This window comes from Streptomyces sp. NPDC088553 (assembly GCF_044752965.1).
Lineage (GTDB): Bacteria > Actinomycetota > Actinomycetes > Streptomycetales > Streptomycetaceae > Streptomyces.
Genome location: NZ_JBIVMG010000003.1, coordinates 294,824 through 320,531 on the forward strand (window position 1 = coordinate 294,824; position 25,708 = coordinate 320,531).

19 protein-coding genes are annotated in these 25,708 nt (G+C 70.2%); 8 read left to right on the forward strand and 11 right to left on the reverse strand.

Annotated elements, in window-relative coordinates; all coding sequences use genetic code 11:
- The first annotated feature begins 14 nt into the window (after positions 1–14).
- The 4 genes from ACIP8Z_RS10785 to ACIP8Z_RS10800 all read left to right on the forward strand — a co-directional run bounded on the left by ACIP8Z_RS10785 (position 15) and on the right by ACIP8Z_RS10800 (position 6,532).
- Entirely contained in the window at positions 15–1,028 is a 1,014-nt protein-coding gene (locus ACIP8Z_RS10785) for a LacI family DNA-binding transcriptional regulator (RefSeq protein ID WP_402081400.1), read from the forward strand.
- A gap of 9 nt (positions 1,029–1,037) precedes the next feature.
- Positions 1,038–3,257: a glycoside hydrolase family 3 N-terminal domain-containing protein gene (locus ACIP8Z_RS10790; protein ID WP_402081403.1), complete on the forward strand. Its 2,220-nt coding sequence runs from the start codon at positions 1,038–1,040 to the stop codon at positions 3,255–3,257.
- Positions 3,254–4,729 (forward strand): glycoside hydrolase family 43 protein, encoded by a 1,476-nt coding sequence (locus ACIP8Z_RS10795; protein ID WP_402081406.1) that lies wholly within the window; start codon positions 3,254–3,256, stop codon positions 4,727–4,729. The genes ACIP8Z_RS10790 and ACIP8Z_RS10795 overlap by 4 nt, the downstream gene beginning before the upstream one ends.
- A gap of 354 nt (positions 4,730–5,083) precedes the next feature.
- Positions 5,084–6,532: an endo-1,4-beta-xylanase gene (locus ACIP8Z_RS10800; protein WP_402081409.1), complete on the forward strand. Its 1,449-nt coding sequence runs from the start codon at positions 5,084–5,086 to the stop codon at positions 6,530–6,532.
- Between the two features lie 57 nt (positions 6,533–6,589).
- On the opposite strand, the gene araD is transcribed toward ACIP8Z_RS10800, so the two are convergent.
- The 4 genes from araD to ACIP8Z_RS10820 all read right to left on the reverse strand — a co-directional run bounded on the left by araD (position 6,590) and on the right by ACIP8Z_RS10820 (position 12,049).
- On the reverse strand, positions 6,590–7,303 hold the full coding sequence (gene araD / locus ACIP8Z_RS10805; protein WP_402081412.1) for an L-ribulose-5-phosphate 4-epimerase AraD: 714 nt from the start codon (positions 7,301–7,303) through the stop codon (positions 6,590–6,592).
- Between the two features lie 44 nt (positions 7,304–7,347).
- Positions 7,348–8,856: an L-arabinose isomerase gene (gene araA / locus ACIP8Z_RS10810; protein ID WP_402081414.1), complete on the reverse strand. Its 1,509-nt coding sequence runs from the start codon at positions 8,854–8,856 to the stop codon at positions 7,348–7,350.
- Between the two features lie 74 nt (positions 8,857–8,930).
- Positions 8,931–10,637, reverse strand: a complete 1,707-nt coding sequence (araB, locus tag ACIP8Z_RS10815; RefSeq protein WP_402081417.1) for a ribulokinase — start codon at positions 10,635–10,637, stop codon at positions 8,931–8,933.
- A gap of 365 nt (positions 10,638–11,002) precedes the next feature.
- Positions 11,003–12,049, reverse strand: a complete 1,047-nt coding sequence (locus ACIP8Z_RS10820; RefSeq protein WP_402081419.1) for a LacI family DNA-binding transcriptional regulator — start codon at positions 12,047–12,049, stop codon at positions 11,003–11,005.
- A 226-nt stretch (positions 12,050–12,275) separates the two neighbouring features.
- On the opposite strand from ACIP8Z_RS10820, the gene chvE reads away from it, so the two are divergent.
- Genes chvE through mmsB form a run of 3 tightly spaced genes read left to right on the forward strand, consistent with a single transcriptional unit; the run spans position 12,276 to position 16,266 of the window.
- On the forward strand, positions 12,276–13,385 hold the full coding sequence (gene chvE, locus ACIP8Z_RS10825) for a multiple monosaccharide ABC transporter substrate-binding protein (protein ID WP_402081421.1): 1,110 nt from the start codon (positions 12,276–12,278) through the stop codon (positions 13,383–13,385).
- Complete coding sequence (mmsA, locus tag ACIP8Z_RS10830; protein ID WP_402081424.1) at positions 13,382–15,025, forward strand: multiple monosaccharide ABC transporter ATP-binding protein; 1,644 nt, start codon at positions 13,382–13,384, stop codon at positions 15,023–15,025. Before chvE ends, mmsA begins: the two co-directional genes overlap by 4 nt.
- Positions 15,022–16,266 (forward strand): multiple monosaccharide ABC transporter permease, encoded by a 1,245-nt coding sequence (gene mmsB, locus ACIP8Z_RS10835; RefSeq protein WP_402081427.1) that lies wholly within the window; start codon positions 15,022–15,024, stop codon positions 16,264–16,266. The genes mmsA and mmsB overlap by 4 nt, the downstream gene beginning before the upstream one ends.
- 65 nt (positions 16,267–16,331) lie before the next feature.
- On the opposite strand, the gene ACIP8Z_RS10840 is transcribed toward mmsB, so the two are convergent.
- The 6 genes from ACIP8Z_RS10840 to ACIP8Z_RS10865 all read right to left on the reverse strand — a co-directional run bounded on the left by ACIP8Z_RS10840 (position 16,332) and on the right by ACIP8Z_RS10865 (position 23,730).
- Positions 16,332–17,399: an aldose epimerase family protein gene (locus ACIP8Z_RS10840; protein WP_402081430.1), complete on the reverse strand. Its 1,068-nt coding sequence runs from the start codon at positions 17,397–17,399 to the stop codon at positions 16,332–16,334.
- Positions 17,400–17,515: 116 nt separating this feature from the next.
- Positions 17,516–18,514, reverse strand: coding sequence for a galactofuranose ABC transporter, permease protein YjfF (gene yjfF, locus ACIP8Z_RS10845; RefSeq protein ID WP_402081432.1), 999 nt, complete (start codon positions 18,512–18,514; stop codon positions 17,516–17,518).
- A complete protein-coding gene (locus ACIP8Z_RS10850; protein WP_402081435.1) occupies positions 18,511–19,626 on the reverse strand; it encodes an ABC transporter permease in 1,116 nt (371 codons plus the stop codon). The genes yjfF and ACIP8Z_RS10850 overlap by 4 nt, the downstream gene beginning before the upstream one ends.
- Complete coding sequence (locus ACIP8Z_RS10855; RefSeq protein WP_402081437.1) at positions 19,623–21,182, reverse strand: sugar ABC transporter ATP-binding protein; 1,560 nt, start codon at positions 21,180–21,182, stop codon at positions 19,623–19,625. The genes ACIP8Z_RS10850 and ACIP8Z_RS10855 overlap by 4 nt, the downstream gene beginning before the upstream one ends.
- Before the next feature lie 67 nt (positions 21,183–21,249).
- Positions 21,250–22,251, reverse strand: a complete 1,002-nt coding sequence (locus ACIP8Z_RS10860) for an ABC transporter substrate-binding protein (protein ID WP_402081438.1) — start codon at positions 22,249–22,251, stop codon at positions 21,250–21,252.
- A 465-nt stretch (positions 22,252–22,716) separates the two neighbouring features.
- The gene (locus tag ACIP8Z_RS10865; protein ID WP_402081440.1) at positions 22,717–23,730 is read right to left on the reverse strand and encodes a LacI family DNA-binding transcriptional regulator; all 1,014 of its coding nucleotides are present in this window, start codon (positions 23,728–23,730) and stop codon (positions 22,717–22,719) included.
- Positions 23,731–24,092: 362 nt separating this feature from the next.
- Between ACIP8Z_RS10865 and ACIP8Z_RS10870 the strand changes: the two genes are divergently transcribed.
- A complete protein-coding gene (locus ACIP8Z_RS10870) occupies positions 24,093–25,058 on the forward strand; it encodes a glycoside hydrolase family 6 protein (protein WP_402081442.1) in 966 nt (321 codons plus the stop codon).
- A 124-nt stretch (positions 25,059–25,182) separates the two neighbouring features.
- Here ACIP8Z_RS10870 and ACIP8Z_RS10875 read toward each other — a convergent pair whose 3' ends face one another.
- Positions 25,183–25,704: a universal stress protein gene (locus ACIP8Z_RS10875; protein WP_402081444.1), complete on the reverse strand. Its 522-nt coding sequence runs from the start codon at positions 25,702–25,704 to the stop codon at positions 25,183–25,185.
- Between the last annotated feature and the right edge of the window lie 4 nt (positions 25,705–25,708).

Consider the following 25,708-nt stretch of genomic DNA (forward strand, 5'->3'; position numbering starts at 1 on the left):
GAAGAGGAGAGAAGTTGAGCGAGCAGCGTGCGACTCTGGCGGTCATCGCCGCGGAGGCAGGGGTCTCCCAGGCCACTGTCTCCAAGGTGATCAACGGCCGCTCCGATGTCGCGCCCTCGACACGTGAACGGATCGAGGGCCTGCTGCGGTCCCACAACTACCTCCCGCCCGGCCGACAGGGCAGGGCCCGCAGATCGGGCCTGGTCGACCTGATCATCGGCGGTCTGGACAGCGCGTGGGCGGTGGAGATACTGCGCGGCGTCGAGGCCGAGTGCGCCCGACGGGGCGTCGGCACCGTCGTATCGCTCGTCCCGCCCGGCGAGGCAACGCCGTCGAGTTGGGCCGCACTGCCGGTGCTGCACCACAGCGACGGCGTCATCCTCGTCACCGCGTCGGTCACCCAGGCTCAGCGCGCCCAGGTCGAGCGGAGCGGGGTGGCGCTCGTCGTCATCGACCCGATCGACCTGCCGGGCAACGGCGTGCCGAGCATCGGCGCGACCAACTGGGCGGGCGGTCTCGCCGCCACCGAGCACCTGCTGGAACTGGGGCACCGCCGGATCGCCGCGATCGGCGGGCGCAAGGAGATGCTCTGCAGCCAGGCCCGCATCGACGGCTACCGGGCCGCTCTGGAACGGGCCGGGATCGAGGTCGAGCGCGACCTGATCCGGTTCGGCGACTTCCAGCACGAGGGCGGGTTCCGGTGTGCCCAGGAGCTGCTCGCCCTGCCCGATCCACCGACGGCCGTCTTCGCCGGGAGCGACCAGCAGGCGATGGGCGTCTACGAGGCCGCCCGGCAGGGCGGACTGAGCATCCCGCAGGACCTCAGTGTGGTCGGTTTCGACGACCTGCCGATGTGCGAATGGCTGTCGCCTCCGCTGACGACGGTGCGTCAGCCGCTGGAGGAGATGGGCCGGCTCGCCGCCCGCACACTGTTCCAGCTTCTGGAGGACCAGCCCCTGGTCAGCCCTCGGATGGAGCTCTCGACCGAGCTCAAGGTCCGGGTCTCCACCGCCCCGCCCCGTCCCTAGGAGAACCCCTTGACCGAGCCCTGGCGTGATCCTCTGCTGCCCGCTTCCGTGCGAGTCGCCGATCTGCTGAGTCGGATGACGCTGGAGGAGAAGGCGGGGCAACTCGCCGGCTTCTGGGCACTGCCCTCGAATCCCGGGACACCCGTCGCGCCGATGGAGGACGATTCCGGCGAGCCCGCGCCGCGTCTCGACGACATCGTCGGGCTCGGGCTCGGCCAGCTCACCCGGGTGTACGGAACCGCGCCGATCACCGCGGAAGCCGGGATGGAGCGGCTCGCCTCACTCCAGCGGCAGGTGGCCGGGGCCGGCCGGTTCGGTATCCCGGCGATCGCTCACGAGGAGTGCCTGACCGGGTTCATGACGTTCGGGGCCACGGTCTTCCCCGGGCCGCTCGCCTGGGGCGCGTCCTTCGATCCCGGGCTGGTGCGGCGGATGGCCGGCGCCATCGGCGAGGGGATGCGGCGGGTCGGCGTCCACCAGGGGCTGGCTCCGGTGCTCGACGTGGTCCGCGACTACCGGTGGGGCAGGACCGAGGAGTGCATCGGTGAGGACCCCTATCTCGTCGGAGCGATCGGCACGGCGTACGTGCGGGGCCTGGAAGGCGCCGGCATCGTGGCGACGCTCAAGCATTTCGCCGGTTACTCGGCCTCGCGCGGCGGCCGGAACATGGCCCCCGTCGCCTCGGGGCCGCGCGAGTTCGCCGACGTTCTGGTCGAGCCCTTCGTGCGGGCGCTGCGCGAGGGAGGCGCCCGGTCGGTGATGAACAGCTACACCGACGTCGACGGCGTCCCGGTCGCCGCCGACGAACGCCTGCTGACCGGACTGCTCAGGGACGAGCTCGGTTTCGGCGGCGTCGTCGTCGCCGACTACTACTCCATCTCCTTCCTGGAGAGCCGGCACGGCGTCGCGGGGTCGCGCGGCGCGGCCGGCGCGCTGGCGTTGACCGCCGGAATCGACGTCGAGCTGCCCACGGCACGCTGCTACGGCGAGCCGCTGACCGCGCTCGTACGGTCGGGAGACGTATCCGAGGAGCTCGTCGACCGGGCCGCGGAGCGGGTCCTGCTGCAGAAGGCCGAACTCGGTCTGCTCGACCCCGACTGGGAACCCGTCAAGCCCGAACCGGTCGACCTCGACCCGCCGGAGAACCGGGCACTGGCCAGGCTCCTGGCCGAGCGGTCCACCGTGCTGCTCGCCAACGACGGCATCCTGCCGCTGCGTCCGTGCCGGGTCGCGGTCAGCGGGCCGTACGTCGACGACCCCCACTCGTTCCTCGGCTGCTACTCCTTCCCCAACCACGTGGCGCTGCCCGGCGCCCCAGGGCTGGAGATCCCGACGCTCGACGAGGCACTCACCTCTGCCGGGTTCACGGTCACCGCGGAGGAGCCGGAGGTGAACGTGCTGGTACTCGGCGACCGGGCGGGCATGTTCGGCCGGGGCACCTCGGGAGAGGGCTGTGACGCCGAGACCCTCGACCTGCCCGGCGACCAGGCCGCACTCGCCTCCGCCGTGCTGGACTCCGGGGTGCCGACCGTCCTGGTCCTCGTCTCCGGACGCCCCTACGCGCTCGGCTCGCTGGCGGAGCGCGCGGCGGCCGTCGTCCAGGCCTTCTTCCCCGGCGAGGAGGGCGGGACGGCGCTGGCCCGGATCATCAGCGGGGCCGCGGAGCCATCCGGGCGGCTCCCCGTCTCCATCCCCCGCCAGGCCGGGGGACAGCCCGGCACCTACCTGCACTCCACGTTGGGCGGGCACACCGACTGGAGCTCGGTGGACCCGACCCCGCTGTTCCCGTTCGGGCACGGGCTGAGCTGGACCAGCTTCACCTGCTCGGATCTCTCCGTGGATCCCGTCGCCCCGACGGACGGAGCGGTCTCCGTCGCGGTCACGGTACGCAACGTCGGCGAGGTGGCCGGGACCGAGGTGGTCCAGCTCTACCTCTCGGACCCCGAGGCGTCCGTCGTGCGACCGAAGCGGTGGCTCGCCGGATTCGGCAGGGTAGAGCTGCGGCCGGGCGAGGCCGCCCGGATCACCTTCTCCGTCCACGCCGACCGGACTTCCTTCACCGGGGTCGACCTGCGCAGGAGAGTGGAGCCCGGAGAGATCGGCGTGGCCGTCGGACGGTCCAGCGGCGACCTCCCGCTCCAGGGCTCCTTCACCCTGCACGGCCCCGTACGTCACCCGGCGGCCGACCGGGTGCTGTCCGTGCCGGTCGAGATCGTCCCGGTACCGTGACCACGTCCTTCGGGGATCCCGTGCTGCCCGGGTTCCGGCCCGACCCGTCCGTCTGCCGGGTGGGGGCGGACTACTACCTGGTGACGTCCAGCTTCGAGTGGTTCCCGGGGCTCCCCGTGTTCCACAGCCGTGATCTCGTGAACTGGCGACGTCTCGGCTCCGCGCTGGACCGGCCGTCCCAGCTCGATCTCGACGGGTGCGAGCCCTCCCGCGGCCTGTTCGCGCCGACGATCCGCCACCATGACGGGCTCTTTCACCTCGCCTGCACGCTGATGGACGGCCCCGGACATTTCGTCGTCACGGCGGCCGACCCGGCCGGGCCCTGGTCGGAACCGTACTGGCTGGAAGGAGAGGGCTTCGACCCGTCGCTGTTCTTCGACGACGGGCCGGACGGCGACGGCCGGGCCTGGTTCACCGCCGCCCGTGTGCTGGACGAGGCCGCCGGCCGCACCGAGATCTGGATGCGTGAGTACCTTCCCCGCGAACGACGGCTCACGGGACCCGAGTACGTCCTGTGGTCGGGAAGCCGACCGGGCGCCCGCTGGTCGGAGGCCCCGCACATCTACAAGATCGACGGTACCTATCTCCTGCTCACCGCGGAGGGCGGTACCGACGTGGACCACAGCGTGGTGGCCGCCCTCGCCGACCACGTGACCGGCCCGTACGAGGGCGCCCCCGACAACCCTGTGCTGCCTCCCGCCACGGGCACCGTGACCTGCACCGGGCACGCCGACCTCGTGCAGACCTCGGACGGCGACTGGCGGGCCGTCCTGCTGGGCGTCCGCCCGGGCTCCGCCATCGGACGCGAGACCTTCCTCAGCAGGGTCACCTGGCACGACGGCTGGCCGGTCTTCTCCCCTGTCGACCACACGAGCCCCCGGCGCCGTCTCCAGGACGACTTCGCCGCGCTCTCCACCGACTGGAGCACCCTGCGCACCCCACGCGCGCCGTTCTGGACCACCGGCGACGGAATACGCCTCCAGCTCCGCCCCGAACGCCTCGGCGAACGCACCGTCCCCTCCCTCCTGGTCCGCCCGCAGGAACAGCCAGACTGCGACGTCTCCACCGAACTGCGCTTCACCCCCGCCGCGCCCGATGAACAGGCCGGCCTCGCCGTAGTCCTCGACGACGACACCCACCTCCTCTTCCTTCGCACCGAGGAAGGGCTCGTCCTCCGCCGCGGGCCCGAGGTCCTGGCCGGCGCTCCCGTCCCCCCGGGGCCCGTGCGCCTGGGGGTGCGCGTCCGGGGCTTCAGCCACACGTTCGCCCACGCGGCGCCCGACGGCACCTGGCAGGACCTGGCCACCGTCGAAGCCACGTTCCTCACGCCGCTGTTCACCAGCGTCCAGCTCGGCCTCTACGCCACCTCCCACGGCCACCCGTCCACGAACCACGCCCACTTCACGTGGTTCGACATCGCGTATCCGCGCCGGTCCTCCGGGGCGACGGGCATCGACGACCCGGAAATGTGAACCGAAGCAAGAACTCGCTTATGAACGGAGCAGTCCCTATCGAAATACTTTCGATAGGGACTGCTCCTTCATGGCGCTCCCGACATTCCTTGAGGATCCTTTCGAGAGGCCTCAAAGGCCCCATTATCGGCCCGCATCACCGAAACACCTTCGAAACACTTGACATGTTCCTGCAATGTTTCCAGACTGAATCCCGAGGCCGCCACTGCCCCTTGACCTGCGTGTCGCGGCGCCGGCCTCGCATCATTGCGCCCTGATGGTCCGCGTCCTTTTCCACGCACGCGGACATCACCCTCGCGGAATCTTTCCGCCGCGCTCGCATCCATCCGTGATTTCCGTACTGGAGGTCCAGCCATGCGTTCACATGCCATTCCCCCGTCCACCGTCCGCCGGAAAATAGGTGGCCTCGGCGCGGCGCTGATCGTCGGCGTCCTCGGTTCCGCCACCGTGCTGGTGGCGCCGCTGACCTCACACGCCGCCGAGAGCACGCTCGGCAGCGCGGCGGCGCAGAGCGGCCGGTACTTCGGCACCGCCATCGCGTCGGGCAGGCTCGGCGACTCGACGTACACGACCATCGCGAACCGCGAGTTCAACTCGGTGACCGCCGAGAACGAGATGAAGATCGACGCCACCGAACCCCAGCAGGGCCGGTTCGACTTCACCGCCGGCGACCGCGTCTACAACTGGGCGGTGCAGAACGGCAAGCGGATACGGGGCCACACCCTGGCCTGGCACTCCCAGCAGCCCGCCTGGATGCAGAACCTCAGCGGCAGCGCGCTGCGCCAGGCCATGAACAACCACATCAACGGCGTGATGTCCCACTACAAGGGCAAGATCGGCCAGTGGGACGTCGTGAACGAGGCCTTCGTCGACGGCACCTCGGGAGCCCGGCGCGACTCCAACCTGCAGCGCACCGGCAACGACTGGATCGAGGTCGCCTTCCGCACCGCACGTGCCGCCGACCCGGCCGCCAAGCTCTGCTACAACGACTACAACGTCGAGAACTGGACGTGGGCCAAGACCCAGGCCATGTACGCCATGGTCAAGGACTTCAAGCAGCGCGGCGTGCCCATCGACTGCGTCGGCTTCCAGTCGCACTTCAACAACGACAGCCCCTACAACAGCAACTTCCGCACCACCCTCCAGAGCTTCGCGGCCCTCGGCGTCGACGTGGCCATCACCGAACTCGACATCCAGGGCGCCTCGGGCACGACCTACGCCAACGTGACCAACGACTGCCTGGCCGTCCCGCGCTGCCTCGGCATCACCGTCTGGGGTGTGCGCGACACCGACTCCTGGCGAGCCGAGCACACGCCGCTGCTCTTCAACGGCGACGGCAGCAAGAAGCCCGCCTACTCCTCCGTCCTCAACGCGCTCAACTCCGCCTCCCCCAACCCCAACCCCACTCCGACCCCCTCCCCCGGCTCCGGACCGATCAAGGGAGTCGCCTCGGGCCGCTGCCTGGACGTACCCGGTGCCGTCACCACCGACGGCACCCAGGTCCAGCTGTGGGACTGCAACAACCGCACCAACCAGCAGTGGACCCACACCGCCGCGGGTGAGATCAGGGTCTACGGCGACAAGTGCCTGGACGCCGCCGGCACAGGCAACGGCGCCAAGGTCCAGATCTACAGCTGCTGGGGCGGCGACAACCAGAAGTGGCGCCTCGACCCCGACGGATCCATCGTCGGCGTCCAGTCCGGCCTCTGCCTCGACGCCGCTGCCAACGGCACCGCCAACGGCACGCTGATCCAGCTCTACTCCTGCTGGAACAGCGGCAACCAGCGCTGGACCCGCACCTGACACGCTGCGGCACACCATGGAGGGGAGCCGGGATGATCCTGGCTCCCCTCGGTGCTGTCAGGCGGAGGAAGAGTTGCCGTAGTAGGCGTCCGGGCCGTGCTTGCGTGTGAAGTGGCGGTCCAGGAGGTGCTGCGGAGGCTCGACCGTGCCCAGGGCGATGGTGTGGAGGGCCATCTCGGCCACCGCCTCACAGATGATGGCGTGCTCCAGGGACGCGGTGGCGTCGGCGCCCCAGGTGAAGGGGCCGTGGTGGGCGACCAGGGCACCGGGGACCTCGCGGGCCCGGGAGTCGTCACCGCCCAGCAGGTCCACGATGACCTGGCCGGTGTTGTACTCGTAGCCCATGGCGCACTGCTGGGGGGTGAGAGCCGCGGTGACGGGGACGGGGCCGTTGAAGGTGTCCGCGTGGGTCGTGCCGAGCACCGGTATCGGACGACGGGCCTGGGCGAAGGCGACGGCATGGGTGGAGTGCGTGTGGGTCACGCCTCCGATGGAGGGGAAGGCCAGGTAGAGGCTCCGGTGCGTCTCTGTGTCGGTGGACGGTCGCAGGTGGCCCTCCACGACGCTTCCGTCGGACAGGGAGACGACGACCAGGTCCTCCTCGCTCAGCACGTCGTAGGCCACACCCGAGGGCTTGATGACGAAGACGCCGGCTTGTCGGTCCACTCCGCTCACGTTGCCCCAGGTGAGGGTGGCCAGACCGGCCCGGGGGATGCGGAGGTTGGCCTCCAGCACCTCCCGGCGCAGTTCCTTGGAGACGGCGGTGCTCACGGAGGGCTCCGTCCTCGTGGGGGTGGATGGGGTGGCGGGGGTGCTCACAAGCTCTGGGCCAGACGGTGGTACGCCTGGTTCCAGCGCAGCTCGCGCGTGAAGGTCCGGACCGTGGTGCCCTCGTCGATGACGGCGAGTTCGGTCCGCAGCATCTCGGCGAGGTCGTCGAGCTCCTCGGCGCCGAGAGCGGTCGTCAGGACGGTGTGGTGCGGTGCTCCGGCCGTCAGCCAGGCCTCGGTGGAAGTGCGCAGGTCGGGACGGGGGCGCCAGACGGCCCGGGCGACGGGGAGCTTGGGCAGCGGCTCGGGCGGGGCGACGACGTCGACGTGGTTGGCGACGAGGCGGAACCGGTCGCCCATGTCGGCGAGACCGACGACGACGGCCGGACCGGGATCCGCGTCGAAGACGAGTCGGACCGGGTCCTCGCGTCCGCCGATCCCGAGCGCGTGGATCTCGCAGCTGGGCGTGGCCGTCGTGAGGGAGGGGCAGACCTCCAGCATATGGGCGCCTAGGATGAGTTCCTGGCCTGGTGTGAGGTCGTAGGTGTAGTCCTCCATGAAGGAGGTGCCGCCGGGGAGGCCGTGGGCCATCGCCTTCAGCGCGCGCAGGAGCGTGGAGGTCTTCCAGTCCCCTTCGCCGCCGAAACCGTAGCCGTCCGCCATCAGGCGCTGCACGGCGAGGCCGGGCAGCTGGCGCAAGCCGCCGAGGTCCTCGAAGTTGGTGGTGAAGGCGCGGAACCCGCCTTCCGTGAGGAAGGCGCGCAGACCGGCTTCGACGCGGGCGGCGTAGCGCAGGGATTCGTGGCGCTCGCCGCCGGGGCGCAGCTCGGGCGTGAGGGCGTAGAGGTCCTGGTACTCCTTGACGAGGGCGGTGACGGTGTCCTCGTCCGTGGCGTCGATCACGGCGACGAGGTCGTTGACGCCGTACGTGTTGACCGAGACCCCGAACCGCAGCTGCGCCTCGACCTTGTCGCCCTCGGTGACGGCGACGTCGCGCATGTTGTCGCCGAACCTGGCGAGCTTGAGGGTGGTGAGTTCGGAGCGGCCGACGGCGGCGCGGGCCCAGCCGGCGATGCGGTCGACGACCTCGGGGGTGGTGACGTGGCCCGCCACGGTCTTGCGCGGGACACCGAGGCGGGTCTGGACGAAGCCGAACTCGCGGTCACCGTGGGCGGCCTGGTTCAGGTTCATGAAGTCCATGTCGATGGTGGACCAGGGCAGTCGGCGGTTGGCCTGGGTGTGCAGGTGGAGCAGGGGCTTGCTCAGGGCGTCGAGGCCGGCGATCCACATCTTGGCCGGGGAGAAGGTGTGCATCCAGGCGATGAGGCCGATGCAGCGGTCGTCGGCGTTGGCCTCCAGGCAGATCGCGCGGATGGAGGCCGCGTCGGTGAGGACCGGCTTCCACACCAGGCGGACGGTCATCCGGGGCTGCCCGGCGAGGGTGTCGCAGATGGCGCGGGACTGGTCGGCGACCTGAGCCAGGGTGTCGTCGCCGTAGAGGGCCTGGCTTCCGGTGAGAAACCAGATCTCGCGGTCGGGCGGGGCGAGCGTCATGTCGGGTGTGCTCCTCGGAGGTGCTGGGGCGGAGAGGTCGGGCCGATGGAGGCCGGGGCGAAGAGGCGCCCCGGTCAGCCGGTGGTGACGAGGCGTGCGGTGTTGCGGATCCGTCGCAGGCGGTGCAGGAGGAGGTCCGCTCCGGTACCGAAGTGGTCGTGCAGGGCGCGGTACTCGTCGAACAGCGCGTCGTAGGCGTCCGCCCGTGCGGGGTCCGGCACGTACGCGTGGCGCTGGACGCTGCCCATCACGGAAGCGGCGGAACGGACGTCGGGGTAGGCGCCCGCGGCGACGGCGGCGTGGATGGCCGAGCCGAGCGCCGGACCCTGCTCGGAGGTGCCGACGGACACTGGGCGGCGGAGCACGTCGGCGTAGATCTGCATGAGCAGCGCGTTCTTCCTCAGCCCTCCGGTGACGATGAACTCCTCGACGGGGATCCCGCCGCCCTCGAAGGTCTCGACGATCATCCGGGTGCCGTAGGCGGTGGATTCGAGCAGGGCCCGGTAGACGTCCTCGGGCCGGGTGTCGAGGGTGAGGCCGGCGATGACTCCGGAGAGGCGGTGGTCGACCAGGGTGGAACGGTTGCCGTTCATCCAGTCCAGGGCCACCAGGCCGTGCGCGCCGACCGGCTGGTCGGCGGCCTTGCGGGTCAGGAGTCGGTGGAGGTCCTCACCCGCTGCCTCGGCCTCGGCGCGGTAGTGGTTCGGGACGCCCTGGCGGAGCCACCAGGCGAAGATGTCGCCGACCGCGCTCTGGCCGGCCTCGTAACCGTAGGCACCCTCGACGATGCCGCCGTCGACGACCCCGCAGATGCCGGGGACCTCGGCGAGGGTGGCGCCGTTGAGTACGTGGCAGGTGGAGGTGCCCATGATGGCGAGCATCCGGCCGTTCTCCACGGCGCCCGCCGCGGGTGCGGCGACGTGGGCGTCGACGTTGCCCGCCGCGACGGCGATGCCCTCGGCGAGACCGGTCCAGTGTGCGGCCCGGCTGCTCAGGGAGCCGACGCGGGAGCCCAGCGGGGAGAGGGGGTGCTCCAGGCGGGTGGCGGGGAAGTCGGCGAAGTCCGGGTGGAGTCCGGCGAGGAAGTCGGGCGAGGGGTAGGTCCCGTCCTGGTGGATGCCCTTGTAGCCGGCGGTGCAGGTGTTGCGGGACTCGGTTCCGGTCAGCTGCCAGACGATCCAGTCGGCCGCCTCGATCCAGCGGGCGCAAGCGGCGTAGACGGCCGGGTCCTCTTCCAGGACCTGCAGGGCCTTGGCGTACTGCCACTCGGAGGAGATCTTGCCGCCGTACCGTGCGATCCACTTCTCGCCGCGTGCGTGAGCGAGGGCGTTGATGCGGTCGGCATGGGCCTGGGCCGCGTGGTGCTTCCACAGTTTGGGCCAGGCGTGCGGGCGGTCGGCCCACTCGGGCGTCAGGGCGAGCGGAGTGCCGTCCTGGGCGGTCGGCAGGACCGTGCACGCGGTGAAGTCGGTGGCGATGCCGATGACGCGGGCCGGGTCGACCCCGGCGTCGGCGAGCGCCGCCGGAACAGCGGTACGCAGGACGTCGCGCCAGTCCTCGGGGTGTTGCAGGGCCCAGTCGGGGGGCAGGGGGGCGCCGGTGGAGGGAAGGTGGTCCTCGATGACTGCGTGGCGGTACTCGTGGACCGACGAACCGAGTTCTGCGCCGTCCCGGACCCTGACCACGACGGCGCGCCCGGAGAGGGTGCCGAAGTCGACTCCGATGGTGCATGCCTCGGACTGGTGAGGGGCTGCGGGGCCGGAAAGGGCGTGTGTGGTCACGATGCGGTCTCTCTCGTCATGAACAGGGCCAGAGGAGCACCCTGATTGTTAACGCTCACAATTGACTGGGCAAGAGTTGCGTGCAGTTCTGTCGAACATTCGGCAAGAAGAAGGGCCGCTGAAGTGAGCGCTCACCTATCGCCCCCGGGGGCAACCCGGCATCGCGACCGGCCTGCCGGGAGGCGGTAGGGCCGAGCGGACGGAACGGTCGACGGAGCGCTTGCGCGGGCGGACCGACGCGCGTGCGCCGCCGGACGCCGGACATCGGACGGCAGGCCCCAGTCGGCGGACACAGCAGACCGGAGACCTGTCACCGGCCTCCAGGACGGCCGCCAGGAGGTGGTGGGAGAGCCCGGCCCCCCGCGTCAGGACTCGTTCGAGGGGCGCGTGCTCGCACGCATGATGAGCTGCGGTTCCACCAGGAGGTGCTCGGCCTTCCGGGCGCGACCCTCGATGTGGTCCACCAGCAGCCCGATGCTCCGGCGCCCGATGGCGGCGAAGTCCTGGCGGACCGTCGTGAGCGGCGGAGGAAAGAACTCGGCCTCCGGGATGTCGTCGAAGCCGGCGACGGCGACCTGTCCGGGGGTGCGGATCCCGCCCTCGCGCAGCGCCCGCAGGACGCCGAGCGCCATCTGGTCGTTGGCGACGAAGACGGCCGTGACCGGTGTCGCCCCGCGACGGGCCAGGGCGAGTCCCGCGAGTTCCTGTCCCGCCCGGTACCCGGACAGCGGGCTCCAGTCCCCCGTCAGCACGCGCGGAGGGCGGATGCCGCCCTCCTCCAGGACGGCGCGCCATCCCGCGGTGCGGGCCTCGCTCTCCAGCCAGTCGTCGGGACCCGCCACGTGCCAGACGTTGCCGTGCCCGGCGGCGAGCAGGTGCTCCGTGACCATGCGGGCGCCGAGCTCCTGGTCGAGGGAGACGCCGGGCAGGTCGAGCTGGTGTCCACCCTCCACGGTGACCACGGGGAAGGGTGCGTCCAGCTCGGCGAGCGCCTGCACGTGCGAACGTTGCGGGGTGATGGCGACGACGCCCTCCACGCCCCAGGACGCGAGGTGGTCGATGGCGTCCTTGAGCCCCTGCCCCTCTCCGGTGCGCAGACTGACGGTCGAGACGAGGTAGCCCTGCTCCCGGGCCGCCTCCTCCAGGCCGGTCAGGGTGCTGGCAGGGCCGTACAGGGCGGTGTTGACGGCGATGACACCCAGCGTCCTCGTACGGCGCGTCACCAGGGCGCGTGCGGCGGAGTTGCGACGGTAGCCCAGCCGCTCGATGGCCAGGGTGACCTGTTCCCGGGTGGCCGCGCGCACGTTGGGGTGATCGCTCAGCACCCGGGAGACGGTCTGGTGGGAGACCCCCGCCTCTCGTGCGACGTCGGCCATCGTCGGCGGGCGGACGTCTTCCGCGGGATGCGCCACGTTCGCCTCCCTTCTCCGTGCTCACGGCTGTACATCGATGCGAGAAAAACCTTAGCGCCTCTTGTATCACGCTGTTGTGAGCGCTAACAATCAACCTCGACCGGGGCGCCGACGCCCCGGCCACCCAGCCGGAACGGCGCCGTCCCGGTGGTGCGAGCTCACGCGCCGCCGCCGGACCCGTCCCTCGGCCGGAGCCGCCCTCGACGACGGGATTGCCAGGTAACCCATGAAGAAGTTCCGATCCGCATCCGCTCTCCTGGCCGTGACCACCGGCTGTGCGCTGCTCCTGACAGCCTGCGGGCAGAACAGCGAGGGCGGCAGCCAGGAGTCGAAGGACACGAAGGACCTCACCATCGGCATCGCGATGCCCACCAAATCCTCCGAGCGGTGGATCGCCGACGGCCGCAACATGACCGAAAGCCTGAAGAAGGCCGGCTTCGCCACGACCCTGCAGTACGGCGAGGACGACCCCGACCAGCAGGTCTCCCAGATCGAGAACATGATCACTCAGGGCGTCGACGCCCTGGTCGTGGCCGCCATCAACGGCGAGGCACTGTCCAACGTCCTGCAGCAGGCGGCCGACGCCCACATCCCGGTCATCTCCTACGACCGGCTCATCCTCGGCTCCCCGCACGTCGACTACTACGCCTCCTTCGACAACGAGAAGGTCGGCGAGCTCCAGGCCACGTACATCGTCGAGAAGCTGGGGCTGAAGGCCGGCTCGAAGAAGGGCCCCTTCAACATCGAGTTGTTCGCCGGGTCCAACGACGACAACAACACCAAGTACTTCTTCAACGGCGCCATGAAGGTGCTGAAGCCCTACCTCGACAAGAAGCAGCTCGTCGTGCGCTCCCAGCAGACCCAGCTCAACCAGGTCACCACGTTGCGCTGGGACGGAGGGACGGCGCAGAAGCGCATGGACGACCTGCTGACCTCCTCGTACTCCACCGCCCGGGTCGACGCCGTGCTCTCCCCCTACGACGGCATCTCCATCGGCATCCTGTCCGCCCTGAAGTCCGACGACTACGGGAGCGCCGCCAAGCCGCTGCCGGTCGTCACCGGCCAGGACGCGGAGGTCGCCTCCGTGAAGTCGATCATCGCGGGCCAGCAGACGCAGACCGTCTACAAGGACACACGCGCACTCGCGCAGGTCGCCGCAGACATGGTGACCGCCGTCCTCGCCGGCAAGAAGCCCGAGATCAACGACGACGCCACCTACGACAACGGCAAGAAGGTGGTCCCGGCCTTCCTGCTCGATCCGGTCAGCGTCGACAAGACGAACTACCGGAAGGTCCTGGTCGACTCGGGCTACATCAACGCCGAGGAACTGCGGTGACGCCCGCCCCGGCCGACTCCCCCAAGGTTCCCGTCTCCGTCTCGCCCCCGTCCGGCCCCGTCCTCGAGATGCGGTCCATCGTGAAGACCTTCCCCGGGGTCAGAGCACTGTCCGACGTGACCCTGTCCGTGGAGCGCGGCGAGGTGCACGCCCTGTGCGGAGAGAACGGTGCCGGCAAGTCGACGCTCATGAAGGTCCTGTCCGGCGTCCACCCGCACGGCACCTACGAGGGCGAGATCCTCTTCGAAGGCGAACCGTGCCGGTTCAAGGACATCAGGGCCAGCGAGCGGCGCGGCATCGTCATCATCCACCAGGAGCTCGCACTCGTCCCCTATCTGTCGATCGCCGAGAACGTCTTCCTCGGCAACGAGCCGTCCCGGCGCGGGATCATCGACTGGCACGAGGCGCTGCGCCGTGCTTCCGAACTGCTCAGGCGGGTCGGGCTCGACGAACATCCCGAGACACGGGTCGCCGACATCGGTGTCGGCAAGCAGCAGCTCGTGGAGATCGCGAAGGCGCTGGCGAAGAACGTCCGCCTGCTGATCCTCGACGAGCCCACCGCGGCGCTCAACGACGAGGACAGCGCGAAACTGCTGCGGCTGATGCGGGAGTTGAAAAACCAGGGCATCACGTCGATCATCATCTCGCACAAGCTGAACGAGATCGCCCAGATCGCCGACTCCGTCACCATCCTGCGCGACGGGCGCTCCATCGAGACCCTCGAGGTCCGGGACCCCGCCACCACCGAGGAACGCATCATCCGCGGCATGGTGGGGCGGGACCTCGACAGCCGGTTCCCCGACCGCACGCCGTACGAGGGCCCGTCCGCCGCGGACCCCGCCCTGGAGATCCGTGACTGGACCGTACGTCACCCCCTCGACCGCGGCCGCAAGGCGGTCGACGGGGTCTCGCTCCAGGTCCGCCGCGGGGAGATCGTCGGCGTCGCGGGACTCATGGGTGCCGGCCGGACCGAACTCGCGATGAGCGTCTTCGGCCGTTCCTACGGCCACTACGAGCAGGGCACCGTACTCAAGGACGGCCGCGAGGTTCGGACCCGCACGGTCCCCGAGGCGGTCGCCCACGGCATCGCGTACGTCACGGAGGACCGCAAGCACTACGGTCTCAACCTCGGGGACTCCGTGAGCCGGAACATCTCGCTCGCGTCCCTCGGCGCCCTCGCCCGCCGCGGCGTCGTCGACGGGCATGAAGAGCGCAAGGTGGCCGAAAGGTACCGGCGGATCATGAACATCAAGGCTCCGAACGTCCTTGAGCCGGTCGGCCGCCTTTCCGGCGGCAACCAGCAGAAGGTCGTTCTCAGCAAGTGGATCCTCGCCGGGCCGGACGTCCTGATCCTCGACGAGCCCACCCGCGGCGTCGACGTGGGAGCCAAGTTCGAGATCTACACCGTGATCGACCGGCTCGCCGCCGAGGGCAAGGCGATTCTCCTCATCTCCTCCGAGCTGCCCGAACTGCTCGGCATGTGCGACCGCGTCTACACCATGGCCGCGGGCCGGCTGACCGGCGAAGTCGCCCGCGAGGACGCCACCCAGGAAGTCCTGATGCGGCACATGACGCAGGACACCCCCGCGCCACCGGCGGTCACCGCAGGCGCCACCCCCAGCGAAGGACACCAGGCATGAGCACCGACGTCAGCACGAAAACGACCACACCGGCGCCCCCGGGCCGCGGGGCTCCGTCCACCGGGGCACCGCTGACCCGGGTACTTCTGGACGGCGTCCGGCGGAACATGCGCCAGTACGGGATGCTCTTCGCACTCGGCCTGATCGTGCTCCTGTTCCAGATCTGGACGGGCGGCGACCTCCTGCTGCCGCGGAACGTCTCCAATCTGGTGCTGCAGAACAGCTACATCCTCATCCTGGCCATCGGCATGATGATCGTCATCGTCTCCGGGCACATCGACCTGTCCGTGGGCTCCCTGATGGCCCTGGTCGGTGGCATCGGGGCGGTGCTCATGGTCGAGCACCATGTGGCCTGGCCCGTCGCGGTTCTCCTCACCCTGCTGCTGGGAGCCGTCGCCGGCGCCCTGCAGGGCTTCTTCATCGCGTACGTCGGCATACCGTCGTTCATCGTGACCCTCGCCGGCATGCTGCTGTTCCGCGGGCTCACGGAGATCTTCCTCAAGGGGCAGACGCTCGGCCCGTTCCCGGACGGACTGCAGAAGATCGCCAACGGCTTCCTGCCGGAGGTGGGACCGCAGACCAACTACCACAATGCGACCCTGCTCCTCGGCCTGGGACTGGTCGCCTACGTGGTGTTCCAGGAGGTGCGGGACCGTCGTCGCCAGCGCGAATTCGCTCTGGAGCCGCTCCCCACGGGCCTGTTCGCGCTGAAGTTGACGGCACTGGTCGCCGCTGTCCTGGTCACCACCCTGCTGCTCGCAAGCTACAAGGGCGCCCCCGTGGTCCTCCTGATCCTGGCCGCGCTGCTGGTCGGCTTCGGCTACGTGATGCGCAACGCGGTGATCGGCCGTCACGTGTACGCGATCGGGGGGAACCTGCCGGCCGCCAGGCTGTCCGGGGTCAAGGACAAGAAGGTGACCTTCGCCGTGTTCCTCAACATGGGAATGCTCGCGGCGCTCGCCGGGCTCGTCTTCGCCGCGCGCTTCAACGCGGCCTCGCCGAAGGCCGGCGTGAACTTCGAACTGGAGGCCATCGCCGCCGCGTTCATCGGCGGGGCGTCGATGAGCGGTGGAGTCGGGACCGTCCTGGGAGCGATCATCGGCGGCCTGGTCCTCGGCGTGCTCAACAACGGCATGAACCTCGTCGGGGTGGGCACCGACTGGCAGCAGGTCATCAAGGGCCTGGTGCTCCTCGCGGCGGTCGGCTTCGACGTGTGGAACAAGCGCAGGGCGGGTGCCTGACACCGCTCCGGACATGGCTGTGCCCGCCGGCTCCTCCGCCGGCGGGCACAGCCATGTCCACACGGTCAGTCACAGGTGTCGAACCGCAGGACCGTACTCGACCTGTACTCCTCGCCAGGCCGAAGCACCGGAGACGGGTCACCGGCGCGGTTCGGCGAGTCGGGGAAGTGCTGGGTCTCCAGCGCGATGCCGGCGCCCGCCCCGTAGGGCGTACCGCTCTTGCCGAGGACCGTGCCGTCGAACTGACCCGCGGTGTAGACCTGGAGCCCGGGCTCCGTGGTCAGCACCTCCATGCGGCGGCCGCTGGCCGGCGCGTACAGGACGGCGGCGGGGCGCAGTGCCTCGTCGCAGTGCGGGCTCAAGACGAAGTTGTGGTCGTACCCGCCGTCCGCGCCGGGGCGGGCCAGGGCGTCGGCGATCCTCAGCGGCCGGCGGAGGTCGAACGCGGTGCCGGACACGGGGCGGTGGTCCCCGTGGGGAAGGAGGTCGTTGTCGACCGGAGTGTAGTGGGAGGCGTGCACGGCGAGTTCGTGTCCGAGGATGTCGCCGGCGCCTTCGCCGTCGAGGTTGAAATACGCGTGGTTGGTCAGGTTGACCAGGGTGGCCGCATCGGTGACCGCCGAGTAGGTGAGGGCGAGTTCGCCGGCGCGGCCGATGAGACAGCTGACGGTGACGTCCAGGTTTCCCGGGAACCCCTGGTCGCCGTCCGGGCTCCGAAGGCGCAGGAGCACACCGGTCCACTCCGGGGTGTGCACGCTCTCGGCTTCCCAGAGGCGGGTGTCGAAGCCGTCGGTGCCGCCGTGCAGGCAGTGGCCGTTCTCCTGCGTGGTCAGTTGGTACGGCTTCCCGTCCAGGGAGAACCGGCCGTGTGCGATGCGGTTGGCGTAGCGGCCGACGGTGGAGCCGAAGTACCGGGCGGTGTCGGCCGCCCGGGCGGGGTCGTGGGGAGCGAGGACGATGTCGGCCGGGGTTCCGTTCCGGTCCGGAGCCCACAGCCCGTGGAGGCGGGCGCCGCGAGTGTGCACCTCCGCCGCGAGTCCGCCGGGGAAGCCGAAGGTCCATCGTTGTCCGGCGTACGGATCGGGGCGGCAGACCGGAGGGACCCCCGTGAAGGGGGACGGTGCTGGGTTCATGGAGGTTCCTTGTCGGCGAGAGGGCGCAGCCGGAAAGGGGGCAGGGACGGCCCTGCCCCCGCCCCGGGCGCCTCCGTACGCGGAGGACGGCTCGGGGTCCGCATTCGGCGAGGGGTCTATTCCGCCTGGCGCGATCCTCCGAAGAGGCGTTGGAGGAGGATGAAGACGAACAGCAGACCGCCGATGACGATGCGGGTCCACCACGAACTGAGCGTGCCCTGGAAGCTGATGATGGTCTGGATCAGACCGAGGACCGTCACGCCCAGGGCGGTTCCCAGCACGAAGCCGGAACCACCGGTCAACAGCGTCCCGCCGACCACGGCGGCGGCGATGGCGTCGAGTTCCATGCCGACGGCGTGCAGGGCGTAGCTGGACAGCATGTAGAAGGTCAGCAGCAGACCGCCGAGGGCGGAACACAGGCCGCTCACGGCGTACACCGCGACCTTGGTGCGCCCTACGGGCAGGCCCATGAGACGGGCTGAGGACTCGTTGCCGCCCAAGGCGTAGACGGTGCGGCCGAAGCGGGTGTGGTGGAGGACGACGAAGGCGAGTGCCAGCACGACCAGGGCGATGATCACGGCGGGTGAGACGAACAGGCCCCCGGGCAGGAGCACCCGCGTCTGGGCGATCCGCGTGGTCGTCGGGTCGGTGAGGGAGATGGACTCGGTGCTGATCATGTAGCAGAGGCCGCGGCCGAGGAACATGCCCGCGAGAGTGACGATGAAGGGCTGGATCTCGAAGGCGTGGATCACCCAGCCCATGAGGGCACCGCCCCCTGCTCCCACCAGGAGGACCACCGGCACCGCCAGCGCGAGAGGCAGGCCGTTCTGTTCGACGAGCCAGGCCGTCAGCATGGTCGACAGGGCCACCATCGAGCCGACCGAGAGGTCGATCCCGCCTGTGAGGACGACGAACGTCATGCCGATCGCCACGACGAGCAGGAAGCCGTTGTCGATCAGGACGTTGAGCAGGACCTGCGCGGAGAAGAAGCCTTCGTACTGCACGGACCCGATCGAGAACATCGCGACCAGCAGCGTGGCCGTCACCATGACCGGCAGGCGGGCGGCGTGCCGTGCCGAGAAGCGGTGGAGCGGCTTGGTGAGGGTGGTGCTCACGAGTGGACCTCCTGCCGGCGGGCCGTCAGGTCGCCGGCCGCGGATGCCGGGTCCGGGGCGGCCGTTCGGCGACGGCGTGAGAGTCGCACGCGGAACGCGGGCGACTGGACGAGACACACGGCGATGACGACCAGGGCCTTGAAGACGAGGGTGGTCTCGGGCGGTACGCCGAGGGTGTAAATCGTGGTCGAGAGGGTCTGGATGATCAGCGCGCCCAGGACCGTCCCACCGAGGGAGAAGCAACCGCCCGTCAGGGCGGTGCCGCCGATGACGACGGCGAGGATCGCGTCCAGTTCGATCCACAGGCCGGCGTTGTTGCCGTCCGCGCTGGCCACGTTGGAGCTGATCATCAGGCCCGCCACCGCGGCGCACACGGCGCTGACGACGTAGACCGTGACCAGGAGGCCGACTGCCCGGATGCCGACGAGTCGGCTGGCGACCGGGTTGCCGCCCACCGATTCGATGAGCAGCCCGAGCGCGGTCCGCCGGGTGACGAGGGAGGTGACGGCGACGAGGGCCGCGGCGAGGAGGACGGCGAAGGGGAGGGTGAGCCAGTAGCCGCCGCCGATCATCTTGTAGGCGCTGCTGGACACGCTGATGATCTGGCCGTCGGTGATCAGCTGGGCCACGCCGCGCCCTGCGACCATGAGGACCAGCGTGGCGATGATGGGCTGGACGCCGAGCCGGGCGACGAGAAAGCCGTTCAGCAGTCCGATCGCGGCGGCCACGCCGACCGCCAGCGCTGTCGCGGACAGGACGGTGGACAGGCTCCCCGGGTCCTTCGCGGTGGCGATGTGCTCGCACGCGAGGGCGCCGGCGATGGCGACCGTCGAGCCGACCGAGAGATCGATGCCCCGGGTGGCGATCACGAGCGTCATGCCGAGCGAGACGAGGATCAGGGGAGCACCGAACTGCAGGATGTCGATCAGGCTGCCGTACAGGTGTCCGTTCTGGACGCGGACGGCGAGGAAGTCATGGGTGAACACGACGTTCCCCACCAGCAGGGCGGCCAGCACGGCGGCGGGCCAGAACAGGCGGTGCTCCATGAGCCGCCGGGTGCCGGGCGCCCGGACCGGGCGCCCCCCGGCGCCGGTGTCGTCAGGTGGTGTCATGAGGTGGCTCCGGTGGCGATGGCGCCCAGGATCCGGTCGGGCGTCAGGGTCGTGTCGTTGGGGAGGGTGGCGACGAGCCGGTGGTCGCGCAGGACGCCCACGCGGTGGCTCAGCCGCAGCACCTCCTCGAGTTCGGCGGAGATGAAGAGGACCGCTGTGCCTTCCGCGGCCAAGCTGGTGACCAGTTTCTGGATCTCCGTCTTGGCACCGATGTCGATGCCCCTGGTGGGTTCGTCCAGGATCAGCAGCTCGGGGTCGGTGAGCAGCCATCGGGCGAGCAGCACCTTCTGCTGGTTGCCCCCGCTGAGGTTGCGGACCTCTGCCTCGGGGTCGGCCGGGCGGATGTCGAGGACCTCGGTCCACCGGGCGGCGATCTCGTCCTGCCGGGTGCGGGAAAGGGGTCTGGTCCAGCCGCGTGCGGCCTGGAGGGCGAGCACGATGTTCTCGCGGACGGTGAGTTCGCCGATCAGTCCCTCCGCCTTGCGGTTCTCCGAGCAGAAGGCGATCTTGTGGGCAATCGCGGCGCGCGGCGAGCGCAGGACGGCGCGCTTGCCGTGGATCCGCAGCTCGCCTCCGTCGGCGTGGTCGGCGCCGAAGAGCAGCCGGGCCGCCTCGGTGCGTCCGGAGCCGAGGAGCCCGGCCAGGCCGATGACCTCGCCGCGGTGGATGTCCAGGTCATAGGGCTGGACGCCACCGGCCCGCGCGAGGCCGCGGGCGCTGAGGAAGGGCGTGTCCCCGGAACCGGGGTTGTCAGTAGTGCCGGTGTGGGATGTCTCGGCCAGTTCGTCGAGAATGCCCAGTTCGCTGCCGACCATGCGGTGTACGAGGGTGACGGGTGTCAGCTCGTCGATCCGGTACTCGCCTTCGAGGCGCCCGTTGCGCAGGACGGTCACCCGGTCGCACAGGTCGAAGACCTGGTCGAGGAAGTGGGTGACGAAGAGGATCGCGACCCCCCGGTCGCGCAGTCTGCGGACCAGGGTGAACAGCTGGGCGACTTCGTCCCGGTCGAGGCTGGAGGTGGGCTCGTCGAGGATGAGGACCTTCGCCTTGACGTCCACGGCCCGTACGATCGCGACCAGTTGCTGGACGGCGAGGGAGTACGTGCCCAGCGGCATGCGGACGTCGAGGTCGAGTTCCAGTTCGGTGATGAGCCGTGCCGCGCGTTCGTGGAGGGCCGACCAGTGGACCAGCCCCAGGCGCCGGGGTTCACGGCCGATGAGGATGTTCTCCGCGACCGAGAGGTTGGGGCACAGGTTCACCTCCTGGTACACCGTGCTGATTCCGGCGCGCTGAGCTTCCAGCGGTTCGGCGAATCGCTGGACGCTGCCGTCGACGGAGACCGTTCCCCCGTCGGACGGGTGGACGCCGGTGAGCACCTTGATGAGGGTCGACTTCCCGGCGCCGTTCTCGCCCATCAGGGCGTGGACCTCGCCGGGGAAGAGGCGCAGGTCCACGCCGTCGAGGGCGAGGACGCCGGGGAACGCCCTGCGGATGCCCTGGGCCTCCAGGACCGGCCGGTCGGTGCGGGTGGGTGTGGGGGTGGGTGGGACTGCCATCCGCCCTCCTCTCCTGAGGGGTCGGGGGCGGCGCGAGGACCGCCCCCGGTCTGTTGCGGGCGTCGGGTCAGTACTGGCGGCCGGGCAGGGCGGCCGCGGCCTGGTCCTGGGTGAAGACGCCCTCCGTGACCTCGACCCGTCGCGGGACGCTCTCCCCCGCCGCGACCTTCTTGGCGAGTTCCATCAGCTGGTCGCCGAGGAGCGGGTTGCACTCGACCACCACGTTGATCTTCTTCTCCTGCATGGCGACGAAGGCGTCCTTGATGCCGTCGACGGAGATCACCTTGATGTCGGTGCCCGGCTTCCTGCCCGCCTCCTCGATGGCCTGGATGGCGCCCAGGGCCATGTCGTCGTTGTGGGCGTACAGGACGTCGATGTCCTTGTGGGACTTGAGGAAGGCCTGCATGACCTCCTTGCCCTTGGCGCGGGTGAAGTCCCCGGTCTGCGACGCGACGACCTTGAACTTGGGGTCGCCCTTGACGACCTCGGCGAAGCCGGCCTTGCGGTCGTTGGCCGGTGCGGAGCCGGTGGTGCCCTGGAGCTCGACGACGTTGACCGGTTCGGAGGTCCCCTCGTACTCCTTCACGAGCCACTTGCCGGCCTCCTGCCCCTCCTTGACGAAGTCGGAGCCGAGGAAGGTCCGGTAGAGGGAGGTGTCCTGCGAGTCGACCGCACGGTCGGTGAGGATCACCGGGATGCCTGCGCTCTTGGCCTCCTTGAGGACGGTGTCCCAGCCGGACTCCACCACCGGGGAGAAGGCGATGACGTCCACCTTCTGCTGGATGAACGTGCGGATCGCCTTGATCTGGTTCTCCTGCTTCTGCTGCGCGTCGGAGAACTTCAGCGTGATGCCGGCCTTCTCGGCCGCCTCGCGTACGGACTTGGTGTTGGCGGTGCGCCAGCCGCTCTCGGCTCCCACCTGGGCGAACCCGAGCACCAGCTTGCCGTCGGAGGAGCCCTTGCCGGTGCCGCCGGTGGTACCGGTGGGCGCGGGCTCGGTGGTGCAGGCGGTCAGCACACCAGCGGCCAGAACGGCGGCGGTGATGACGCGGAGGGCTCTGTGGGCCATGTCGTGGTTCCTTTCGGGGACGTGCGTCGTACAGGGCGGTGCCCTGAAGGGGCCGGGCCCGGCGAAGGTGCGGCTGCGCAGCGGTGGTTGCGCTGGGCGAGGCGGAGTGTGCGTAGGCCCCCGACGACCGGCGGGCTGCCGAACGCGACACATTGTGAGCGCTAACAGACTCGCAACTCAAGGGTTCGTACGGGCGTTACCGGTTTTTGATGCGGAGAGACCAGTCGCTGCGTAGCCAGTCCAGACTCGAAGATGTGAGCGTTAACAGGCTACTGAGGGCCTCCCGGCACAGCGCTCCCAAGAAGGTGGCGTCGAAACCCTGCCACCACCTTGACGGCCTGTCAGGCCGTATGCGGCGCGCGAGTCAGCGCGGAAGGGCGCACGCGTGAGCGGGGAAGGGGGGCGCACCTAGAGCGCGGGCCGGAGCACGGGGCCGTACGCCAGGCCCGGTCGGGAGGCGGTTCGTCAGGCGCTGGCGCGGGTGACCAAACGCGTGGGGAGGATCAGTGGGGTGGGGGCCTGCCCGTTGATGAGCGCGACGAGCATGCGCGCCATCTCACGACCGAGACCCTCTACGGGCTGGTGCACCGTGGTCAGCGGCGGATCGGAGATCCTGGCCACGGCCAGGTCGTCGAAGCCGATCACGGCGACGTCGGCGGGGACGCGGCGGCCGGCATCACGCAATGTGCGCAACGCCCCGGCCCCCATGTTGTCGCTGGCGGTGAACACTCCGTCCAGCTCCGGGTGCCGCGCCGACAGCGCCGCCATGGCGGCCGCGCCGCTCGACTCGGTGAAGTCACCGACTTCCGGCGGATACGGTTCGAGGCCGGCCGCCAGCATGGCGTCCTGGTAGCCGCGGTAACGGGCGCGCCCCACCTCGGTGTCCAGCCGCCCGCAGATCGTCACGACCCTGGTCCGGCCGAGCGAGATCAGGTACTCGGTCGCCGCGCGCGCTCCTCCGAGGTTGTCCACGTCCACATACCACCGCGGGTCCAGACCGACCGGGCGCCCGCCGAACACCACGGGAATCTCCGCCTCTTCCGCCAGGCGGGCCAGCGGATCGTCCTCGCGCAGCGCCATCAGCATCAATCCGTCGGCCCCCTTGGACCGGAGAAGCTGCTCCACGCGCCGGCGCCCCCGGTCGGAGGCCGCCAGGCACAGCATCAGGTGCAGTTCGGCCTCCTCCAGCGCGGCCGAGGCACCCACGATCACCTGAGCGAAGAACGGGTCCGCGAAGATCGACGGATCCTCTCCCGAGACGACCAGGGCGGCCGCACCGGTCTGACGGGTCGCCAGCGCCCGGGCGGTCGGATTCGGCACGTATCCGAGTCGATGGACCGCCCGCTCGACGGCCTCGCGTTTCGCGCGGCTGACGTGCGGGGCGTTGTTGAGCACGCGCGAGGCCACCGATCGCGAGACGCCGGCCAGTTCGGCCACCTCGTCGAGTGTCGACTGCCGGTTCGGCACACCTTGCGCCATGAGCTGCCGACCTCCCGCCATCTGAACACCTGGAAGTCTGGAAGCGCTTCCAGTTTCAGGACTGTAAGCCCTTCCTCTAGTCCTGTGAAGTGCTGTTCAAGTGGGCGCACTTGACAGTCGCGATGGGCGCGCCACACGATACGGCCACACCTCGGCCGCACAGACCACGGCCTGGGAGCGCTTCCAGTGGGAGCGCTTCCACAGGTTCTTGTGCGTCCGGAGTGCGCTGGTGTCCCCGCCGGGGCACCGCCTCCGTGAGCCGCCGCACGGGGAACTTCGTACCACCGCAATTCCTCACCGCGTCGCACCGCTCGGGACGAGAGCGGTCGACGCGTCCGCCGTCAGGAAATCGAGGTACAGCCATGCGCCGCAGACTCCGCGCCCTCGTCGCAGCCCTCTCCGCACTGCCATTGGCGCTCGTCGTCGCCCCGTCCGCCCACGCCGCGGATCCCACCACCATGACCAGCGGGTTCTACACGGACCCGGACTCCAGCGCGAGGAAGTGGGTCGCCGCCAACCCCGGCGACGGCCGGGCCCCCGCGATCAACACCTCCCTCGCCAACACGCCCACGGCCCGCTGGTTCGGCGCCTGGAGCGGCACGATCGGCACGGCGGCGGGCGCGTACGTCGGCGCAGCGGACTCCCACGACAAGCTGCCTGTCCTGGTCGCGTACAACATCTACCTCCGCGACTCGTGCGGCGGGCACTCCGGAGGCGGAGCCTCGTCGGCCTCCGCCTACGCGACCTGGATCGCGCAGTTCGCCGGCGGAATCGCCAACCGCCCGGCCGTCGTCGTCCTCGAACCCGACTCCCTCGCGGACTACGGCTGCCTGAGCCAGACCCAGATCCGCGAACGCCAGGGCATGATCAGCGGCGCCCTCGCCGAGTTCAACCGCCAGGCCCCCCACACCTGGGTCTACCTCGACGCCGGCAACCCCGGCTGGGTGAGCGCGGCGACGATGGCCCAGCGCCTCCACGAAGCCGGGCTCCGACAGGCGCACGGCTTCTCCCTCAACATCTCGAACTACTACACCACCGCCCAGAACACCGCCTACGGCAACGCCGTCAACAGCGAACTGGCCGCCCGCTACGGCTACACCAAGCCGTTCGTCGTCGACACCAGCCGCAACGGCAACGGCTCCAACGGCGAGTGGTGCAACGCGGCCGGCCGCCGCATCGGCACGCCCACCCGGCTGGGCGGCGGCGCCGAGATGCTGCTGTGGATCAAGGCCCCGGGCGAGTCCGACGGCAACTGCGGCGTCGGAACCGGTTCCACGGCCGGCCAGTTCCTCCCCGAGGCCGCCTACAAGATGATCTACGGCTACTGACACCCGCCTCCTGGCCCGGTATCCGCCGCCCCGCGACCGGGCCACAGGCACCACCGGCCCTTCTCGCTCCCACCCCTCCGACCAGGAGCCCCCGTGAATCCACGCAGCCTCCGGCGCCGTACGGTCAGCCGGTACGACGCGGAAGAGGAGGCGGCGAAGTGGGGGGTCCCGGCGGCGGTTCGGGCCACACGAGCAGCACCGGGCAGGGGGCGTGGTCGACGACGAAGCGTGCGGCGGGACCGAGGCTGTGCGGTCCGACGTGGGCACGGTCGCCGTCCCGGGCCAGGATCAGCAGGTCGCAGCCCTCGGCCGCGGCGACGACCTCGCACTCGACTCGTCCGGTGCGCTCGGTACGCGTGCAGGGGCGCCCCAGACGGTCGGCGGCATCCTGGAGCAACTGCCTCGCGGAGTCGGCCGCGAGGTGTTCCAACTGCGTTCCGGGGTCCCTCCCCCAGCCTTCGGCGGGGCGGTTCCCCGAGGGGTGTCCACGGCCCATGAGCCCGGCGAAAGCGCCATGGGCCGCACCCGGGACGTCGACCGAGGTCACGTGCAGCAGGACGGTCTCGGCGTCCGCCGGGGTGTGCGCGCGGGCGGCGTCCACACAGGCGGGCCAGGTGCCCTCGGCGATCCAGACGACCACGGCCATGGGT

Coding starts and splice junctions, on each gene's coding strand:
- ACIP8Z_RS10875 (WP_402081444.1), bottom strand. CDS start 25,704: ATGGCCGTGGTCGTCTGGATCGCCGAGGGCACCTGGCCCGCCTGTGTG.
- ACIP8Z_RS10855 (WP_402081437.1), bottom strand. CDS start 21,182: ATGGCAGTCCCACCCACCCCCACACCCACCCGCACCGACCGGCCGGTC.
- ACIP8Z_RS10840 (WP_402081430.1), bottom strand. CDS start 17,399: ATGAACCCAGCACCGTCCCCCTTCACGGGGGTCCCTCCGGTCTGCCGC.
- chvE (WP_402081421.1), top strand. CDS start 12,276: ATGAAGAAGTTCCGATCCGCATCCGCTCTCCTGGCCGTGACCACCGGC.
- mmsB (WP_402081427.1), top strand. CDS start 15,022: ATGAGCACCGACGTCAGCACGAAAACGACCACACCGGCGCCCCCGGGC.
- ACIP8Z_RS10865 (WP_402081440.1), bottom strand. CDS start 23,730: ATGGCGCAAGGTGTGCCGAACCGGCAGTCGACACTCGACGAGGTGGCC.
- ACIP8Z_RS10800 (WP_402081409.1), top strand. CDS start 5,084: ATGCGTTCACATGCCATTCCCCCGTCCACCGTCCGCCGGAAAATAGGT.
- ACIP8Z_RS10860 (WP_402081438.1), bottom strand. CDS start 22,251: ATGGCCCACAGAGCCCTCCGCGTCATCACCGCCGCCGTTCTGGCCGCT.
- araA (WP_402081414.1), bottom strand. CDS start 8,856: ATGACGCTCGCCCCGCCCGACCGCGAGATCTGGTTTCTCACCGGAAGC.
- ACIP8Z_RS10850 (WP_402081435.1), bottom strand. CDS start 19,626: ATGACACCACCTGACGACACCGGCGCCGGGGGGCGCCCGGTCCGGGCG.
- ACIP8Z_RS10870 (WP_402081442.1), top strand. CDS start 24,093: ATGCGCCGCAGACTCCGCGCCCTCGTCGCAGCCCTCTCCGCACTGCCA.